The following is an 18,861-nucleotide window of genomic DNA, read 5'->3' as shown; positions in this document are numbered from 1 at the left end:
TCACATAAAAACCCCGGAGTGTGATGGACAATAGCGGCTCTTTTCGCTGAATAGACGCCGGATCCCATCAAATGGTTGAATCGACTCCCGCCGCCAAGTCTTCCCGCACACGTCGCCGTGTGATCGGCTGGACGATCGTTGCCTTGATCGTGGCGGGTATCGCCTGGCTGGTCCTGCGGCCCACCCATCAGGGCGGCAGATGGCAGCGGGGCGGCCAGCCACCCGCCGCGGGTTCGCCAGGCGCGCCGGGCACCTCGGGCACACCTGTCGCCGGGGCTCCCGGATCTCCAACGGCCCCCAATGCCCAGGGCACCCCTGCCGCCGGCGGCCAGGGCGGCGCGGGCCGCGGCTCGCGTCCCGGCGGTCGCGCCGGTGGCGCCGGCGCCGCCGGCATGGGCGAGCCGCCCGTTCCCGTGCGTGTGTTCACCGCCGCCACCCAGGACATGGACATCACACTGCCAGCCCTGGGCACGGTCACCGCCTATAACACCGTGACGGTGCGCAGCCGGGTCGACGGCGAGCTGGTGAAGGTGAATTTCAAGGAAGGCCAGTACGTCAAGGCCGGCGATGTGCTGGCGCAGGTCGATTCGCGGCCCTATGAAGTGCAATTGGCCCAGGCCCTGGGCACGCAGACGCAGAACCTGGCGCAGCTGGACAACGCCCGCCGCGACCTGGGGCGTTACCAGGCGCTGCTGAAGCAGGAATCCATCGCCAAGCAGCAGGTCGATACCCAGGCCGCGCTGGTGCGCCAATACGAAGGCACGGCCAAGACCGACCAGGCCAATGTCGACTCCGCCCGCCTGCAGCTGACCTACGCCCGCATCACCGCGCCGCTGACCGGCCGTCTGGGCCTGCGCCAGGTCGACCAGGGCAACCTGGTGTCCTCCGGCGATACCAATGGCCTGGTGGTGATCACGCAGACCCAGCCGATCGCGGTGGTCTTCACCTTGCCCGAAACCCAGCTGCCCGCCGTGCGCGAACAGATGCGCGCCGGCCACACCCTGGAAGTCCTGGCCTACGACCGCGCCAATACCAAGCAGTTGTCCTCCGGCGTGCTGGAAACCCTGGACAACCAGATCGACGTCACCACCGGCACGCTCAAGATGAAGGCGCGCTTCGACAATGGCGACGACGCCCTGTTTCCCAACCAGTTCGTCAACGTGCGCCTGCGCGTCGAGACGCGCAAGGGCGTGACCGTGATTCCCAATGGCGCCGTGCAGCGCGGCTCCAAGGGCCCGTTCGTGTTCGTGGCCCAGCCCGACAACACCGTGGTGGTGCGCCAGCTCAAGCTGGGGCCCGTCAACAACGACATGGTCGCCATCGATGACGGCTTGAAGCCCGGCGATCGCGTGGTCATCGAGGGCACCGACCGGCTGCGCGCCGGCGCCAAGGTGGAGGTGGTCACCGATCCCTCCAGCACCATCCCCGCCTCGCCCGGCGCCGCGCTGGGTGCCGAACCCGGCGCCAGCACGAGCGTGCCGGCCAGGAACACGCCGTGAGTCCGTCACGCGCCTTCATCCTCCGGCCGGTGGCCACCACGTTGCTGATGGTGGCCATCCTGATCGCGGGTGTGATCGCCTACCGGCTGTTGCCCGTGGCGGCGCTGCCCGAGGTCGACTATCCCACCATCCAGGTGGTGACCTTGTACCCGGGCGCCAGTCCGGACGTCATGACGTCCCTGGTGACCTCGCCGCTGGAACGCCAGTTCGGCCAGATGCCGGGGCTGAACCAGATGTCGTCCACCAGTTCCGGCGGCGCTTCGGTAATCACCCTGCAGTTCAGCCTGGACCTGTCGCTGGATGTGGCCGAGCAGGAGGTACAGGCGGCCATCAACGCCGCCTCCAACCTGCTGCCCAACGACCTGCCGGTGCCGCCCACCTATAACAAGGTGAATCCGGCCGATGCCCCGGTGCTGACCCTGGCCATCACCTCGCCCACCATGCCGCTGCCGCAGGTGCGCGACCTGGTGGAAACGCGCATGGCGCAGAAGCTGTCGCAGGTGCCCGGCGTGGGCCTGGTCAGCATCGCCGGCGGCCAACGCCCGGCGGTGCGCGTGCGCGTCAATCCGCAGGCACTGGCGGGCAACGGCCTGTCCCTGTCGGACCTGCGCACGGCCATCGTCGCCGCCAACACCAATCAGCCCAAGGGCAACCTGGACGGGCCGATGCGCTCGACCACCATCAACGCCAATGACCAGCTGAAGTCGCCGACCGACTATAACGACCTGATCATCGCCTATCGCAACAATGCGCCGCTGCGCCTGTCCGACGTGGCGCAGACGGTGCAGGGCGCCGAAGATATCCGCCAGGCCGCCTGGGCCGGCGAAAAGCCGGCCATCCTGCTGAACGTGCAGCGGCAGCCGGATGCCAACGTGATCGACGTGGTCGACCGCATCCAGGCGCTGATGCCGCAACTGCGCCTGTCGCTGCCGGCCACCCTGGACTTGAGCGTGGTGGCGGACCGCACCCAGACCATCCGCGATTCCATCAACGATGTGCGCTTCGAACTGATGCTGTCGATCGCGCTGGTGGTGATGGTGACCTTCGTGTTCCTGCGCAGCGTCACCGCCACCCTGATTCCCAGCGTGGTGGTGCCGCTGTCGCTGGTGGGCACCTTCGGCATCATGTACCTGGCCGGCTTCACGGTGAACAACCTGACGCTGATGGCGCTGACCATCGCCACCGGTTTCGTGGTCGATGATGCAATCGTCATGATCGAGAACATCGCCCGTCACTTGGAGGAAGGCGAGACGCCGTTGCAGGCCGCGCTGAAGGGCGCCGGGCAGATCGGTTTCACGCTGATCTCGCTGACGTTCTCGCTGATCGCGGTGCTGATCCCGCTGCTGTTCATGACCGAAGTGGTGGGCCGGCTGTTCCGCGAATTCGCCATCACGCTGGCGGTGTCCATCCTGATCTCGCTGGTGGTGTCGCTGACGCTCACGCCGATGATGTGCGCGCGCCTGCTGCGGCCGGAGTCCGAAGCCCGCCATGGCCGCTTCCACCATTTCACCGGCGCCATGATCGACAAGCTGATCGCCGGCTACGACCGCATGCTCAAGGTGGTGCTCAACCACCAGCCCTTGACGCTGCTGGTGGCCTTGGGCACCTTCGTGCTGACCGCGCTGCTTTACCTGATGGTGCCCAAGGGCTTCTTCCCGCCGCAGGACACCGGCATCATCCAGGCCATCACGCAGGCGCCGCAAAGTATTTCCTTCGGCGCCATGGCCGAACGCCAGCAGGAGGCCGCCAAGATCATCCTGGCCGATCCGGCGGTGGCTTCGCTGTCGTCCTTCATCGGCGTGGACGGCAGCAACGCCACGGTCAGCGCGGGCCGCATGCAGATCGTGCTGAAGCCGCGCGACTCCCGCAGCGACTCAATGGCCGATGTCATCGCCCGCCTGGGCGATTCGCTGGCCGGCATGCAGGGCATGACCGCTTATATGCAGCCGGTGCAGGATTTGACGATCGAAGACCGCGTCAGCCGCACGCAGTACCAGATGACGCTGTCCAATCCCGATCTCAAGGTGCTCAGCGAATGGACGCCCAAGGTGATCGAGCGCCTGTCACGCGTGCCGGAACTGGCCGACGTCACCGACGACCTGCAGGACGAAGGGCTGCAGACCTTCGTCGATATCGATCGCGACGCCGCTTCGCGCCTGGGCATCACGGCGGCGACCATAGACGAGGCCCTGTATGACGCCTTCGGCCAGCGCCTGATTTCCACCATCTTCACGCAGTCGGCGCAGTACCGCGTGGTGCTGGAAGTGATGCCGCAGTTCAGCCGCGGGCCGGAGTCGCTGTCGCAGATCTACGTCCCCACCGCGGGCGGCACCCAGGTGCCGCTTTCCAGCGTCGCGCATATTTCCGAAAGCCGCACCGTGCTGGCCGTGAACCGGCTCGACCAGTTCCCGATGGTGACGGTGTCCTTCAACCTGGCGCGAGGCGCGTCGCTGTCGGGCGCGGTCAAGGCCATCCAGGCCGCGGAAAAGGACATGGGCCTGCCCAGCGCCATCGAAACGCGCTTCCAGGGCGCGGCGGCGGCATTCCAGTCGTCCCTCACCAGCACGCTGTGGCTGGTGCTGGCGGCCATCGTCACGATGTACATCGTGCTGGGCGTGCTGTACGAAAGCTTCATCCACCCGGTCACCATCCTGTCGACGCTGCCGTCGGCCGGCGTGGGGGCGCTGCTGGCGCTGCTGCTCACCGGCAACGAGCTGGACATGATAGGCATCATCGGCATCATTTTGCTGATCGGCATCGTCAAGAAGAACGCCATCATGATGATCGACTTCGCCCTGGATGCCGAGCGCAAGCGCGGCATGGCGCCGCGCGAAGCCATCCATGAAGCGGCGCTGCTGCGCTTCCGGCCCATCCTGATGACCACCCTGGCCGCGCTGTTCGGCGCCGTGCCGCTGATGCTGTCGACCGGTACCGGATCCGAATTGCGCCAGCCCCTGGGCCTGGTGATGGTGGGCGGGCTGCTGCTCAGCCAGTTGCTGACGCTGTTCACCACGCCCGTCATCTACCTGATGTTCGACCGCATGGGCCAACGCTGGCGCGCGCGCCGCGCGGCCCGCCGCGGTGAGCCCGCGGCCGGAGCACCGCGATGATCCTGTCGGCGCCCTTCATCTACCGGCCGGTGGCCACCACGCTGCTGGCGCTGGCCGTGGTGCTGGCGGGGGCGCTGTCCTTTTGGCTGCTGCCGGTGGCGCCGCTGCCGCAGGTGGACATTCCCACCATTTCGGTGACGGCGCAGTTGCCGGGCGCCAGTCCGGAGACGATGGCATCCAGCGTGGCGACGCCACTGGAGCGGGCGCTGGGTTCCATCGCCGGCGTGGCGGAGATGACCTCCAGCAGCACCCAGGGCTCGACCCGCGTGACGCTGCAGTTCGACCTCAAGCGCGACATCAACGGCGCCGCGCGCGACGTGCAGGCCGCCATCAATGCCTCGCGCACCCTGCTGCCCACCAGCCTGAAAAGCAATCCGACCTACCGCAAGGCCAATCCGTCGGACGCGCCCATCATGACGCTGGCGCTGACCTCGCCCACCCATACCCAAGGCGAGCTGTACGACCTGGCTTCCACCATCGTGGCGCAGAAGCTGTCCCAGGTGAATGGGGTAGGGGACGTGACGGTGGGCGGCAGCTCGCTGCCGGCGGTGCGGGTGGAACTGCTGCCCGGTGCGCTCAGCAACCAGGGCGTGTCGCTGGACGAAGTGCGCACGGCCTTGTCCAATGCGAATGCCAACCGCCCCAAGGGCTTCGTCGAAAGCGACGACAAGCATTGGGTCATCATGGCCAGCGACCAGTTGAGCAAGGCGGACCAGTACAAGCCGCTGATCGTGTCATGGAAGAACGGCGCCGCGGTGCGCCTGTCGGACGTCGCCACGGTGACCGATTCGGTGGAAGACCTGTTCCAGACGGGCTTCTACAACAACGACAGATCCATCCTGCTGATCGTGCGGCGCCAGGCCGATGCCAACATCATCGACGTGGTCGATGCGGTGCGGGCGCAACTGCCGCAGCTGGAAGCGCAGATGCCCGGCAACGTCGACATCCGCGTGGCGCAGGACCGCACGCCCAGCATCCGCAGCTCGCTGCATGAGGCGGAGATGACGCTGGTGATCGCCGTGTTACTGGTGATGCTGGTGGTGCTGGTGTTCCTGCGCAGCTGGCGCGCGGCGCTGATTCCCAGCATTGCCGTGCCGGTGTCCCTGGTCGGTACGTTCTCCATCATGTACCTGTGCGGCTATACGCTGAACACCATCTCGCTGATGGCGCTGATCGTGGCCACGGGCTTCGTGGTGGATGACGCCATCGTCGTGGTGGAGAACGTCATGCGCCACGTGGAAAGGGGCATGACGCCCATGCGCGCGGCGCTGCGCGGGGCGCGCGAAGTGGGCTTCACGGTTTTGTCGATGAGCCTGTCGCTGGTGGCGGTTTTCATTCCCATCCTGTTGATGGGAGGCGTGGTGGGCCGCCTGTTCCGCGAGTTCGCCGTCACGCTGTCGGCGTCCATCATGGTGTCGCTGGTGACCTCGCTGACCCTGACGCCGATGATGTGCGCGCGCATGCTACGCCACGATGCCGACCGCGTGCAACGGCCGCCGGGGCGGTTCGCGCGCTGGTCCGAGCGGGGCTTCACCTGGCTCAACAAGCTGTACGAGGACACCCTGGCCTGGACGCTGCAGCACAGCCTGCTGATGGTGTTCGTGCTGCTGGTCACCATCTGCCTGAACGTCTATCTGTACGTGCACGTGCCCAAGGGATTCTTCCCGCAGCAGGACACCGGCCAGCTGCTAGGCTTTTTCCGTGTCGACCAGGGCACGTCCTTCCAGGCCACCTTGCCCAAGCTGGAATACATGCGCAAGGTGGTGCAGTCGGATCCCGCCGTGCAAAGCATGACGGGTTACGCGGGCGGACGCGGGGGCAGCAACAGCAGCTTCATGCAGATCCAGCTCAAGCCCCTGTCCGAACGGGGCGTGTCGTCGGAGGTGGTGATCGATCGCTTGCGCGGCCGCTTGCAGAGTATTCCCGGGGCGCGCATGTTCCTGGTGGCGCAGCAGGACATCCGTGTCGGCGGCCGCGCCAGCAGCACCGGTTCCTACGATTACGCGCTGATGGCCGGCGACCTGCAACTGCTGCGGACGTGGATGCCGAAAGTGCAGCAAGCCCTGGCCACGCTGCCCGAACTGGTCGACGTCGATACGGACGTCGAGGACAAGGGGCAGGAAGTCGACCTGGTGATCGACCGCGAAGCGGCCACGCGCCTGGGCGTGGACATGACCGACATCTCGGCGGTCCTGAACAATTCCTTCAGCCAGCGCCAGGTCTCGGTGATGTATGGGCCGCTGAATCAGTATCACGTGGTGATGGGCGTGGACCAGCGCTTCGCGCAGAACGCCGAGTCGCTGCAGAAGATCGACGTCATCTCCAGCAGTGGCGCGCGCGTGCCGCTGGCGTCCTTCGCCCGCTTCCAGGTGGGCGCCGCGCCCTTGAGCGTGCAGCACCAGGGGCTGTTCGTGGCCGACACGATTTCGTTCAGCCTGGCGCCGGGCATCGCGCTGGGGCAGGCCAGCGCCGCCATCGATGCGGCGGTGGCGCGCATCGGCCTGCCGTCCGACCAGATCCAGGCCAGCTTCCAGGGCACGGCGGCGGCCCTGCAGCAGACGCTGTCGCAACAGCCGTGGTTGATCCTGGCCGCGCTGGTCACCATGTACCTGGTGCTGGGCATGCTCTATGAAAGTTTCGTGCATCCACTGACCATCCTGTCGACCTTGCCCTCGGCGGGCATCGGCGCGTTGCTGGCATTGCTGCTGGTACGCATGGAGTTTTCCATCATCGCGCTGATCGGCGTGTTTTTGCTGATCGGCATCGTCAAGAAGAACGCCATCATGATGGTCGACTTCGCCCTGGAAGCGGAGCGGCGCCACGGGCTGAGTCCGCGCGACGCCATCTTCCAGGCCTGCCTGACGCGTTTCCGGCCCATCCTGATGACGTCGATGGCGGCCATCTTCGGTGCCTTGCCCTTGGTGCTGGCCAGCGGCACCGGCGCCGAATTCCGCCAGCCCCTGGGCGTGACCATCGTCGGCGGCCTGGTGGTCAGCCAGCTGCTCACGCTGTACACCACGCCCGTGATCTACCTGTATCTCGACCGGCTACGCCATTGGGCGCGCCGCCGTCAGGCCGCCCGCGCCGTGGCAACCACTACCGACTATTCATGATGCGTCCGTCCTTTCCTTCTTCCAAAGCGCGTGCATCCTTGCGCGCGGTTGCGTCCGCGCGGTTGCCGGCGTCGCGTGCGCGGCCCCTGCTTGCCGTACTCGCCCTGTGCGGCGCGCTGAGCGCCTGCGCTGTCGGCCCCGACTACGTGCGGCCGGGCCTGGACGTCGGCGCGGCGTTCAAGGAAGCGCAGCAGGGCGCACCGGGCTGGACGCCGGCGCAGCCCGGCATCGCCACCGACAGCGGCTGGTGGCATGTGTATGGCGATGCCACGCTCGACGGCCTGATGGACCATCTGAACACGGCCAACCTGGACATCGTCCAGGCCGAAGCCAACTACCGCCAGGCCCAGGCACTAGTGCGCGGGGCGCGATCCTCCTTCTTCCCGACGGTGGGCGCGAACGCCGGTGTGACCCGTTCCGGCAATGGCAGCAGCGGCAGCGGCACCGGCGCCAGTTCGGTCGGCAATGCCTATGTCCTGGGCGGCTCGGTCAACTGGGAGGCCGACCTGTGGGGCTCGATCCGCCGCAACGTCGAGGCCAGCCAGGCCAGCGCCCAGGCCAGTGCCGCCGACCTGGCCGGCGCCCGCCTGAGCGCCCAGAGCACGCTGGCGCAGGACTACTTCCAGCTGCGCATTCTGGATGAACAGAAACGCCTGCTGGAAGAAACCGTGGCCGCCTATGAGCGTTCACTGACGCTGACGCAGAACCGTTTCAATGTGGGCGTGGCCGGCATGGGCGACGTGTCGGTGGCGCAGACCCAGCTGGAAAACACCCGCGCCAATCTGATCGACCTGGAATGGCAGCGCGGCCAGTATGAGCACGCCATCGCGGTGCTGCTGGGCGTGGCGCCTTCCACCTTCGCGCTACCGGCGCAGAAATTCACGCAGCAGGTGCCGGCCATTCCGATGGGCCTGCCTTCGCAACTGCTGGAGCGCCGGCCGGACGTGGCGGGCGCGGAACGCCGCACCGCGCAGGCCAATGCGCAGATCGGCGTGGCGGTGGCGGCCTGGTTCCCCGACCTGACGTTGTCGGCCTCGGGCGGTTTTCGCAGCGGCGAGTTCGCGCAGTGGCTGACGGCGCCGGCGCGCTACTGGTCGATCGGTCCCGCGCTGGCGGCTACCCTGTTCGACGGCGGACTGCGCAATGCGCAGATCGATTCGGCCCGGGCCGCTTATGATGCGCAGGCGGCCGCCTATCGCCAGACGGCGCTGGGCGCGTTGCGTGAAGTCGAGGACTACCTGATCCAGCTGCGTGTCATGTCCAACGAGCAGGACGTGCAGCGGCGCGCCGTGGAGTCCGCGCGCCGTTCGCTGGTGTACACCCGCAACCAGTACGAACAAGGCCTGATCGACTATCTCAGTGTCGCCACGGTGCAGGCCACCGCCCTGTCGACCGAGCGCAACGCGATCAGCCTGCTTGGCAACCGGCTGGTCGCCAGCGTGCAATTGGCTGCCGCCCTGGGCGGCGGCTGGGACGGCGATGTCCAGCCCAAGCTGGCGGCGGACAAGCCCTAGGGGGGAACAGAGCTAGTGCGCGTCAATCCAATCCCGGGCGTAGATCGTCCACCGATCTGGTATCGAAAATGGTTTTTTGAAGTCGTGGGGGCGGTGCCGGTCGTCGGCGCGGCTGTTTTCACGATGGTGCGCTTCTGGCGTTCGCCGCAAGACCGGCTGTTCGCCGACCTGGCGCTGGGGGTGGTGGTCTGGGTATGCCTCGTTTCCCTCCTCAAGATCCAGATCGCGCGGCGCCAGGACTCCAAGGAAGCGCCGGAAGAAACCCATGACGGCTTGTACGCCGCGGTGTCGGTGGCGCACGCGGCCATCAAGAACCTGATCGAATTGCAGAGCGATACGGAGGTCGACCTGCGCGCCACCTTCCATCGCGTCGTGCCGCCTCTGGATAATCCGCAGCGCCTGCAGCAGATCATTGCCTACATCGGCGACAGCGACAGCGCCGGCGCGGGCCGGACGTTTTCCGTCAACACCGGCATTACCGGCCAGGCGGTCCGCAACAAGGAGCCGTACATCATGGAGAGCGTCGCCGCGACCGAGGCGGAGCATCGCGCGGAACTGGTCGCTGATTGGGGTTACACAACGGCGCAGGTGGCCCAAATCAAACCGGGACGCATCACAGCCGCCGCGCTCCCTGTGCTGGACCGAAGTGGACAGCACGTCCTCGGAGTGCTCTACTTGGACTCAAGCGTTCCGCGCATATTCAGTGAGTCCCAATCGTGGCAGATGCTGGTCGCCATTGGTGACGCCGTCGGCGATTACGTAACGCGGAGGTATTGAAGCTATGAACACGCAAACCCAGAAGGCGGCTTATCCCACTCGCTACATCGAGCGTGCGGAAATCGTCTCCAAGCCCGGCGCCAAGATCACCGTCACCCGCCTGCGTCTCACCCAGGCTGGCCGCGCTGCCTTGACCACGGGCAGCACGGGTATCACCACCGGCGTACCGGAAAACGACTCGCTCTTCGACGGCAAGCACCACCAGGTACCCGCCTGACGATACAAAGCCACCCGAGGGTGGCTTTGTTTTAGTGCTCATTGGCCTTTCATCGGCGCTTATATCGGGTCGTTGCCGGTTCTTTATCGAAACACGGCCCGGATTGCCGCCACGCCATGCGCGCCGTGCTGGCGCGCCGCCGTCAACGTCTCCGGTCCTTGACCGCCGATGGCATAAGCCGGCACGCCGGCATCGGCGATGATGGCCTCGAAGCCTTGCCACCCCACACCGGCCTGGCCAGGATGGCTGGCGGTAGCGGCGACGGGTCCGGCGACGATGAAATCCGCCTCCAATTCGCGCGCCACGGCCACTTGATCGGCGTCGTGCGTGGATACCGCCACCTTGGCCTGCGGGCCCAGGGCCGCGCGCAAGGCTTGCGCGGGTCCGGAATCAGCGGCGTGATCGACGGCGCGACCAGCGACGAGGTCGGCAGCATCGGCCGCGCGCAGATGCACACCGTCCGCCTCCGTCCACCAGGCCCGCGGGTGCACGCTGTTGACCAGCACCTGCGCACCGGCAGCGCGGCAGCGCTGCAGCACCGCCTGCAGCGCCGCATGCAGCGAAGGCGCATCGGCCCCATCGGGCCAACCGGGCTCGCGCAATTGCACCAGCCGCAGCCCACCCACCAGGGCCGCATCCAGGCGTTGCAGGAAAGTGGGCAGGCCGTCGGCCTGGCCGATATTGCTGATGCCGTAGGTATCGGGCAATTGCAGCCAGCGCAGCGGCGGCAGCGTGGCCGGCAAGACGTCACCGACGTCCGTTGCGCGCGCCGGATCCACCCACCGCAATTGCTGGTTTTCCAGACCGCGCGGCTCGCCCTCCCATTGCGTCACCCGGCAGAACGCCAGGCGCACCGTGGTGTGCGGATAGACGTGGACGTAGGTGACCCAAGGCGTTGCTTCGGTCACCCGGATGCCCAGTTCTTCCTCCAGCTCGCGCGCCAGGGCCTGCAGCACGGTTTCACCCGGCTCCAGCTTGCCGCCGGGCAATTCCCACCAACCCGACCAGGGCTTGCCTTCGGGACGCTGGCCCAGCAGCAACTGGCCGTCGCCGCGCAGGATCAGGCCGGCCGCGACATCGAGGATCTTCTCAGACATGCCGCGCCGCCCAATCGCGGGCGAACTGGAACGCCACGCGGCCCGAACGCGAGCCACGCTCGATACTCCATTGCAGCGCTTCCGTGCGCGCCGGGGCCACGTGTTCCTCGGGGCAGCCCAGTTCGCGCAGCCAGTGGTAGACGATGTCCAGGTAGTCGTCCTGGCGGAAGGGATAGAACGACAGCCACAGGCCGAAGCGCTCGGACAGCGAAATCTTTTCCTCGACGGTTTCGCCGGGATGGATTTCGCCATCGGGTTGATGCCTGGCCTGCAGGTTCTCGCTCATGTACTCGGGCATGAGGTGCCGGCGATTGGACGTCGCGTAGATCAGCACGTTGTCGCCCGACGCCGTCACGGAGCCGTCCAGCACCGATTTCAATGCCTTGTAGCCCGCCTCGCCTTCTTCGAAGGACAGGTCGTCGCAGAACACGATGAAGCGTTCCGGCCGGTCGCCGATCATCTCGACGATGTCGGCCAGGTCGCCCAGGTCGGACTTGTCGACCTCGATCAGGCGCAGCCCCTGGTCGCCGTAGGTGGCCAGCATGGCCTTGACCAGCGAACTCTTGCCGGTGCCGCGGGCGCCGGTCATCAACACGTTGTTGGCCGGCTTCTTGTCGATGAAGTGGCGGGTGTTGCGATCGATGATGTCCTTCTGGCGCTCGATATGCTGCAGGTCGCCCATATCGATGCGGGAGATGTGGCGCACCGCGTCCAGCCAGCCGCGCGATCCGCGCCGGCGCCAGCGAAAGGCGCGGGCCGTCCAATCGATTTCCGGCGGCGCCGGCGGCAGATAGGCTTCAAGCTGCGCCAACACCCGCTCGGCGCGGGAGATCAGCGTGGTGAAATCGTTGTTGGTCACTTCGATATCCCGGATCAGGAACGATAATCGGCGTTGATGCTGACGTAGTCGTGCGAGAAATCGCAGGTGTAGACCGTGTCCGTCACCGACCCGCGGCCCAATGCGATGCGCACCAGGATCTCCGGCTGCTTCATCACGCGCTGGCCGTCTTCCTCGCGGTATTCGGGATTGCGGCCGCCGCCCGTGGCCACCAGCACGTCGTCCAGCCACAGCCGCAATTTCGCGGTGTCGAGATCGTCGATGCCGGCATAGCCGACCGCCGCCAGGATGCGGCCCAGGTTGGGGTCCGATGCGTAGAAAGCGGTCTTGACCAGGGGCGAATGGGCCACGGCGTAGGCCACTTTGAGCGCCTCTTCCGTCGTGCCCGCTTCTTCCACGCGGATGGTCATGAACTTGGTGGCGCCTTCGGCGTCGCGCACGATCTTCTGGGCCAGTTCGGCGGCGGCGGCCGACAGCGCCTGGTGCAGCTCGGCATAGGCGGCATCGCTGCTGCTGTTGACCTGCAGGCCCGACTGGCCGCTGGCCATGATGATGAAGGAATCGTTGGTGGACGTGTCGCCGTCGACCGTGATGCGGTTGAACGACACGTCGGCGATCTCGCGCGCCATGCGCTTGAGCAGGTCGGGCGCGATGCCGGCGTCGGTGGCCAGGTAGCCCAGCATGGTCGCCATATTGGGCCGGATCATGCCGGCGCCCTTGCTGATGCCGGTGAAGGTGACGGTCTTGCCGCCGATGCTGCGGCGTACCGACGCAATCTTGGGTAGCGTGTCGGTGGTCATGATGCCGTGGGCGGCGCTGAACCAGTTGTTGGGGCCCAGGTTGGCGATGGCGGCGGGCAGCCCGGCCACCACGCGGTCGACCGGCAGCGGTTCCAGGATGACGCCGGTGGAGAAAGGCAGGATCTGGTCGGCTTGTACGCCCAGCAGCTTGGCCAGCGCGGCGCAGGTGTCGTTGCAGCGTTGCAGGCCGTCAGCGCCGGTGCCGGCGTTGGCGTTGCCCGTGTTGATCACCATGGCGGCGATCTGCGTGCCCGCCGCGAGATGCGCTTCGCACACCTGTACCGGCGCGGCGCGGAAGCGGTTGCGGGTGAAGACGCCCGCTACGCTGGTGCCGGGCGCCAGGCGGAATACCGTCAGATCGCGTCGCCCGGTCTTGCGAATGCCGGCTTCGGTTACACCGATTTCGATGCCGGGAACGGGGAAAATGTCGGATTCCGAGGGGATTTGCAGGTTGACGGCCATGTCGCTAGTCTCAAGTTGGCGGGCCGCGCGCGGCGGTCCGGCTGTCACAGGGAAACGCTTATTATCCCAGTGTTTTGCGACCGCCATCGTCGCGGGCTACGCCCAGGGCATCGCGCAGTGTCTGCGCGCGCTCGGCTGCGCCTCCATCCCGCGGCGGCGCCTGGCCCTTCGGCAGCGTTTCCGAACCGCGTCCGACCTGCTTCTGGACCCTTCAGGGCGTGAGCCCGATCGACGCATAGTCCAGCACGCCGGCGGCACGATTCGTCAGCACCGAGCGTACGGTGCCGTCCGCCGCCTGCAAAACGGAATTGCCGGCGGCTACCTCCTGCCCGCCTTCGCGTTTGGCCGAGCGGCCGCGTGACGGACTGAAGATCAGGTCGCCCGGCTGGGCACCCACCAGCGTGGTGCTGGCCGTCGCCACCCGCGTGCCGGGCGGATAGGTCATGGGCCCCCGGGTCAGGGGCTGCGCCAGGGCGCCTTCGAAGGACTGCAACTGGCGCTTGGTGTCCAGCCGCAGTTCGACCTTGATCATGGGCAGGCCCTGCACCTGCATCGGCTCGCTGCCATCGGTGCGCAATAGCCAACCTTCGGCCAGGCGCGGGTCGCTCGCGGGCGTGGTGCCGCTGCGCAGGCTGGCCCAGGTGCCGGCGGGTATCGCCTGCTTGTCGAGCTGGTTGCCGGCCGCCAGGTGGCAGCTGCTGAAATGCAGCTTGCCGTCGGCCGCGGCGACGCGGAATTCGACCATGTGGCCGTGGGTGCAGCGCCAGCCGCCGATGTCCTGGTCCTGGGCAATGTTGGCCGACGCGCCGATGACCGTGGCGGCGGCGCCGTCGCCACGCACGTAGCGGCGCAACTGGTTGATGCGGGCGCCGTCCAGCGCCACGGCGGTCGGGAAGCGCGCCAGTTCGAAATCGCCCAGTTGCCCCGGGGTCTTCAGCACCAGCCGCGTGTTGGCGGGCATGGCGATGCCGCCCAGCTCGGCGCCGTGCTCCAGCACCACGGTGCGGCGCGCCAGATCGGCCGTTGCCGTGCGTGCCGCCAGCCAGCGTTGGGCCTGGCCCGCAGGGAAAATGGCGCCCACCAGGGCCAGGATGCCCATGGCGAACAGGCATTTACGGGGGTGTTCGCGGACGCGCAGGCGTGCTGCGGGGGTGGTACAGAGGACGGCGATCCAGGTGAGCAGTGTGGCAAGACATATCAGCGATGCCACCAGCATCGGATAGAAGTTGCCGCCGGGCAGCGCGACCGGAATCATCGGGAGGGGAGAATAAGTCGGTTGGATGAAGGGTCCGCGACGCAAGCGGGCCATGGACAGCAGTGTAAGCGTTCCCGGCGTTGTGCAGGTAGCCGCGGTTACAGTATGAGCGACTATGCGAAAAATACAAAAGAAGCATTTTGAAACACAGGACCTATTGTCGCGTGTCGCCCTCAGAGCTGCGTAATTTTTGATCTAAGGCAGGTTTTCACCCGCATTTCAAGTGGTATTTCAGGCTGGAGCCTTCTACACTATGCGCCTTTATGACAAGGTGTGTGTGCACTATTAACAGTGCCTGCTCCATAGATTGTCAGATAAAAGACATTTGGGTCAGTTTTTGTAACTGACGCTACGATGGCGCGGGTGGGGCGGATGGGACCCCGGGGCAGCGCGGGGAGAATTTCCACGATGGCGAAGTTGGGGTTGCGCGCGAAGTCTCTGCTCGCGCTGGTATTGGCGTGTCTATTGGCGCTCATTCCCACGGTGTTCCTGGGATGGCATGCGATGGAACAGGTGCGCGAGCATTTCGGCCGCGCGTATGCGGACAATTTCGCCCTGTTGAGCCGCCAGCGCATCCTGGCGCCGGTGTCGCGCGAACTGGCCCTGTCGCAGCGGCTGGCGCATTCCGAAGTGACGCGGCAATGGCTGCAGGCCGAAAACGATCCGGCCAAGCGCGCCCTGTTCTTCCGCGAGGCCGAGGGTTACCGCCACGATTTCCGTTCGCATGCGTATTTCCTCATCGTCGCCAATAGTGGCAACTACTATTTCAACGACGACGACAAGGCGTTCTCGGACCAGCCGCGCTACACGCTGAATCCGGCGGATCCCAATGACAGCTGGTTCTACAGCAGCGTCAAATCCGATGCGGCGTACAACATCAACGTCAATCCGGATGCCAAGCTGCAAGTCACGCGCGTATGGTTCAACATCATCGTGCGCGACGGCGGCAAGCCGGTGGCCATCACCGGCGCCAGCCTGGACCTGAGCGATTTCCTGCGCGAATTCGTCGGCAGCGGCGAACCCGGCGTGACGCCCATGATCATCGATGGCCAGGGCGCCATCCAGGCCCATCCGGATCCGACTCGCATCGCCTACAACTCCGGCACCGGCAACGCCAGCGATAACGCCAAGATCTACAGCATGATCGGCGACGCCGAGGGCAAGGCCGCCTTGCAGCAGACCATGGCCACCGCGCAGGCCCAGCCGGCGCAGGCGCATACGCTGTGGCTGCGCCTGCAAGGCAAGCGGCAACTGGTCTCGGTGGCGTACGTGCCGGAACTGCACTGGTACGTGCTGGGGGCGGTCGACCTGCACGCGGCACGGGTGGTGGACATGACGTGGGTATGGCCCGCGCTGGTGGCCTTGCTGCTGCTGGTGGGCGGCCTGCTGCTGGTGTTCGGGGTGGCCGTCAACCGGCTGGTGCTGCGCCCCATCCGCAATCTGCAGCAATCGGCCCGGGCCATTGCCGACGGCCGCTACGACGTGACCCTGCCGGCGGGCGGCGCCGATGAAGTGGGCGATCTCAGCCGCGCCTTCGGGGTGATGGCCGCCAAGGTACGCAGCCATACCGCCGAACTGGAAAACAAGGTGCGCGAACGCACCGTGGAACTGGAGGCCGCCAACCGCGCGATGGCCGCCGTCAACAAGAAGCTGGGCGATTCCATCGATTACGCCAGCTTGATCCAGCAGGCCATCCTGCCGGACCGCCAGATGGCGCACTCGCTGGGCCTGCGGCACTTCGTGATGTGGAAGCCGCGCGATGTCGTGGGCGGTGACTTCTACGTGTTCCGCGCCGACGGCGACAATTTCCTGCTGGGCGTGATGGACTGCGCCGGGCACGGCGTGCCGGGCGCCCTGATGACGATGCTGGTGCGCGCCGCGGTGGATGTGGCGCTGGCGGAGGTGGGGCCGGCCGATCCGGCCGCCGTGCTGACCCGCACCGACGCGGCCATCCGGGCGATGTTGCGCGATGCCCAGTTCCCCGAAACCGTGGCTACCAACACCGACGCCGGTCTGGTTTATATTGACCGCTCGCGTGGCCGTCTGCTGTTCGCCGGTGCCAAGATTTCCTTATACGAAAGCAATGGCGATGACTGCCGCGAACACAAGGGCGCCCGTCGTGCCTTGGGGGAAAAGCGCCAGGGGGAATATGCCAATGTCGAGTTGCCGTTGACGCAAGGTTCCAGCTTCTACCTGACCACCGACGGTTTCCTCGACCAGGCCGGCGGCGAGTTGGGTTATGGCTTCGGCGGTACGCGGTTCGCCCAAATGCTGCGGCAAAATGCCCGTTTGCCGCTGGCGGAGCAAAGCGATGCCTTCGAGCGGGCCCTGGCCGAGTATCGCGGCAACCTGCCGCAACGCGATGACATTACGATATTGTCTTTCCGGTTCGAATAAACGCTTTACTTCAGTCACGGATCTCTTATGAATGCCTCGGATCTTTACGCGCTACGCGAGCGATTCAACCAGGACCGCACCTTGCTGTGCTTCAACGGTCCGATTTCGCGCAGCCTGATCGAGGAGATCGGCAATGCGTTAAAAAACTACCTTGAGATCGACCAGGCGCGTCCGGCGGAAGCCATGGATGTCTTTTCCGCGTACATCGAAATGACGCAGAACATTCGCAATTACGCATTGGAACAGGGCTATGGTGAAGCCGATGCGGCCGCCACCGTGGTCATCGCGCGCGATCCCGAAGGGCGTTATACGGTGTCGGTGGGCAATCGCGTGGAGTTGGCCGACGGCGAACGCCTGGTACGGCGCGTCGGGGAACTCGCGACGATGGACAAGGCCCAATTGAAGGCCGCCTACAAAACCCAGTTGCGCCAGCCGCGCGACCCGTCCGCCACCACTGGCGCCGGCCTCGGGCTGATCGATCTGGCGCGGCGGGCCAGCGCCGGCATTGAAGCCACCATGAGCCCGCACGGTGACGGCCGCGGTTTTTTCAGCCTGAGCGTTGTCATCTGATTCGTACCGGCTACTTGCAAAGACTACCCACATGAATGATTTGAATATTCCCGCCACGCAGTCGACGCCCGCCATCGAATCGGACGTTTCCCGTGGAGTACTCGTGTTGCGCGGCGACTCCTACCCGGAGAATTCGTTCGAGCTGTTCGGCCCCGTCATCAAATGGGTCGACGAATACCTCGTCAGCAGCCAGGCCCCGCTGGCCTTGTCGCTCGAACTGCAGTATTTGAATACCAGCAGTGTCAAGGCAGTCATGGACATTTTCGACCTGCTCGAAGCGGCCCATGGCGAGTCGCGCGAGGTCTCGGTCATCTGGTATTACGATGCCCGCAACGAGCGCGTCGGCGAATTGGCCGAAGAGTTCAAGGAAGACTGCACCTTCCCCTTTGAAGTCGTAAGCCGGTGATGAAGAAACGCTACCAGGATCTCGAACGGCGGATTCAGATCCTCTTGGCCGATCCGGCCTATGAGGAACATCCGCTGCACGAGGCCCTGGCCGATCTCTGGCAGCATACGAACGACCAGCTCGACCGGCTGGAGCGTATCTCGTATCTGTCCGACGCCTTTCAGTCGATGGCGCGCCAGCGTGAGCGCGGCCTGGTCGATCGCTATGACCGCGAACTGCGCCGGCTGGCCAAGATCGTGCGTATTTCCGACGGCTACCAGGAATTGATGCGTGGCATGAATGCCTCGCTGAAGGAGTCGTCCAGCCGCGATCCGCTGACCAATCTGCTGAATCGGCGCGCCTTGATGGAGCGCCTGAAGGACCTGGCCGATCCTTCCGCCGACGGTGCCGATGGATTCGTGGTGGCGATGCTGGACGTCGACCATTTCAAGCGCATCAACGACCGTTATGGCCACGAAGCGGGCGATCGCGCGCTGATCGTGCTGGCAGAGATCATGCGCACCAACGTGCGCGATACGGACGACGTGGCGCGCTGGGGCGGCGAGGAATTCCTGGTGTTGCTGCCTGCCGTCAAGCTGAGCGAGGGCGAAGGCATCATCGACCGCATGCTGGACGCGGTGCGGCGCAAGACCCTGGAAATGGACGGCGACGAGTTGACCCTGACCGTCAGCGTCGGCATGGCGCGCTATCAGCAGGGCGAGCATATTTCCACTTTGCTCAGCCGCGCCGACCGGGCGCTGTACTTGGCGAAGCAGGCCGGCCGCGACCGCGTCGCGCTGGAAACCGAAAATTGAAAAAGGCACCCC

General features: G+C 65.9%; 14 protein-coding genes. 10 read left to right on the top strand and 4 right to left on the bottom strand.

Annotated elements, in window-relative coordinates:
• Positions 1–71 precede the first annotated feature (71 nt).
• Genes CEY05_RS14305 through CEY05_RS14280 form a run of 6 tightly spaced genes read left to right on the top strand, consistent with a single transcriptional unit; the run spans position 72 to position 10,230 of the window.
• Positions 72–1,499, top strand: a complete 1,428-nt coding sequence (locus CEY05_RS14305; RefSeq protein WP_143220439.1) for an MdtA/MuxA family multidrug efflux RND transporter periplasmic adaptor subunit — start codon at positions 72–74, stop codon at positions 1,497–1,499.
• Complete coding sequence (locus CEY05_RS14300; protein ID WP_088598982.1) at positions 1,496–4,609, top strand: MdtB/MuxB family multidrug efflux RND transporter permease subunit; 3,114 nt, start codon at positions 1,496–1,498, stop codon at positions 4,607–4,609. The genes CEY05_RS14305 and CEY05_RS14300 overlap by 4 nt, the downstream gene beginning before the upstream one ends.
• Positions 4,606–7,722, top strand: coding sequence for a multidrug efflux RND transporter permease subunit (locus CEY05_RS14295; protein WP_088598981.1), 3,117 nt, complete (start codon positions 4,606–4,608; stop codon positions 7,720–7,722). The genes CEY05_RS14300 and CEY05_RS14295 overlap by 4 nt, the downstream gene beginning before the upstream one ends.
• Complete coding sequence (locus CEY05_RS14290) at positions 7,719–9,236, top strand: efflux transporter outer membrane subunit (RefSeq protein WP_233161518.1); 1,518 nt, start codon at positions 7,719–7,721, stop codon at positions 9,234–9,236. Before CEY05_RS14295 ends, CEY05_RS14290 begins: the two co-directional genes overlap by 4 nt.
• Positions 9,237–9,251: 15 nt before the next feature.
• On the top strand, positions 9,252–10,013 hold the full coding sequence (locus tag CEY05_RS14285) for a GAF domain-containing protein (RefSeq protein WP_143220437.1): 762 nt from the start codon (positions 9,252–9,254) through the stop codon (positions 10,011–10,013).
• Between the two features lie 4 nt (positions 10,014–10,017).
• On the top strand, positions 10,018–10,230 hold the full coding sequence (locus CEY05_RS14280) for a sulfatase (protein ID WP_088598979.1): 213 nt from the start codon (positions 10,018–10,020) through the stop codon (positions 10,228–10,230).
• Positions 10,231–10,313: 83 nt separating this feature from the next.
• Here the strand turns inward: CEY05_RS14280 and CEY05_RS14275 are convergent, their stop codons facing one another.
• From CEY05_RS14275 to CEY05_RS14260, 4 genes are all read right to left on the bottom strand, one after another.
• Positions 10,314–11,327 (bottom strand): Nudix family hydrolase, encoded by a 1,014-nt coding sequence (locus CEY05_RS14275; RefSeq protein ID WP_088598978.1) that lies wholly within the window; start codon positions 11,325–11,327, stop codon positions 10,314–10,316.
• A complete protein-coding gene (locus CEY05_RS14270) occupies positions 11,320–12,186 on the bottom strand; it encodes an ATP-binding protein (RefSeq protein ID WP_088598977.1) in 867 nt (288 codons plus the stop codon). Before CEY05_RS14270 ends, CEY05_RS14275 begins: the two co-directional genes overlap by 8 nt.
• Before the next feature lie 14 nt (positions 12,187–12,200).
• Positions 12,201–13,427 (bottom strand): bifunctional glutamate N-acetyltransferase/amino-acid acetyltransferase ArgJ, encoded by a 1,227-nt coding sequence (gene argJ, locus CEY05_RS14265; protein ID WP_088598976.1) that lies wholly within the window; start codon positions 13,425–13,427, stop codon positions 12,201–12,203.
• Between the two features lie 211 nt (positions 13,428–13,638).
• Positions 13,639–14,682: a hypothetical protein gene (locus CEY05_RS14260; RefSeq protein WP_088598975.1), complete on the bottom strand. Its 1,044-nt coding sequence runs from the start codon at positions 14,680–14,682 to the stop codon at positions 13,639–13,641.
• A 408-nt stretch (positions 14,683–15,090) separates the two neighbouring features.
• Between CEY05_RS14260 and siaA the strand changes: the two genes are divergently transcribed.
• From siaA to siaD, 4 genes are read left to right on the top strand one after another with little or no spacing between them, the layout of a single operon-like run.
• The gene (gene siaA, locus CEY05_RS14255; RefSeq protein ID WP_088598974.1) at positions 15,091–17,079 is read left to right on the top strand and encodes a biofilm regulation protein phosphatase SiaA; all 1,989 of its coding nucleotides are present in this window, start codon (positions 15,091–15,093) and stop codon (positions 17,077–17,079) included.
• Between the two features lie 27 nt (positions 17,080–17,106).
• Positions 17,107–17,649 (top strand): biofilm regulation protein kinase SiaB, encoded by a 543-nt coding sequence (gene siaB / locus CEY05_RS14250; protein ID WP_088598973.1) that lies wholly within the window; start codon positions 17,107–17,109, stop codon positions 17,647–17,649.
• 31 nt (positions 17,650–17,680) lie between these two features.
• Positions 17,681–18,055 (top strand): biofilm regulation phosphoprotein SiaC, encoded by a 375-nt coding sequence (gene siaC, locus CEY05_RS14245; protein WP_088598972.1) that lies wholly within the window; start codon positions 17,681–17,683, stop codon positions 18,053–18,055.
• Entirely contained in the window at positions 18,055–18,849 is a 795-nt protein-coding gene (gene siaD, locus CEY05_RS14240; RefSeq protein ID WP_088598971.1) for a biofilm regulation diguanylate cyclase SiaD, read from the top strand. Before siaC ends, siaD begins: the two co-directional genes overlap by 1 nt.
• Positions 18,850–18,861 lie beyond the last annotated feature (12 nt).

It is taken from the genome of Achromobacter sp. HZ34 (genome assembly GCF_002209485.1).
In the GTDB taxonomy this organism is placed as follows: Bacteria; Pseudomonadota; Gammaproteobacteria; order Burkholderiales; family Burkholderiaceae_B; genus Bordetella_C.
This window is presented reverse-complemented; position numbering and strand designations above follow the sequence as displayed.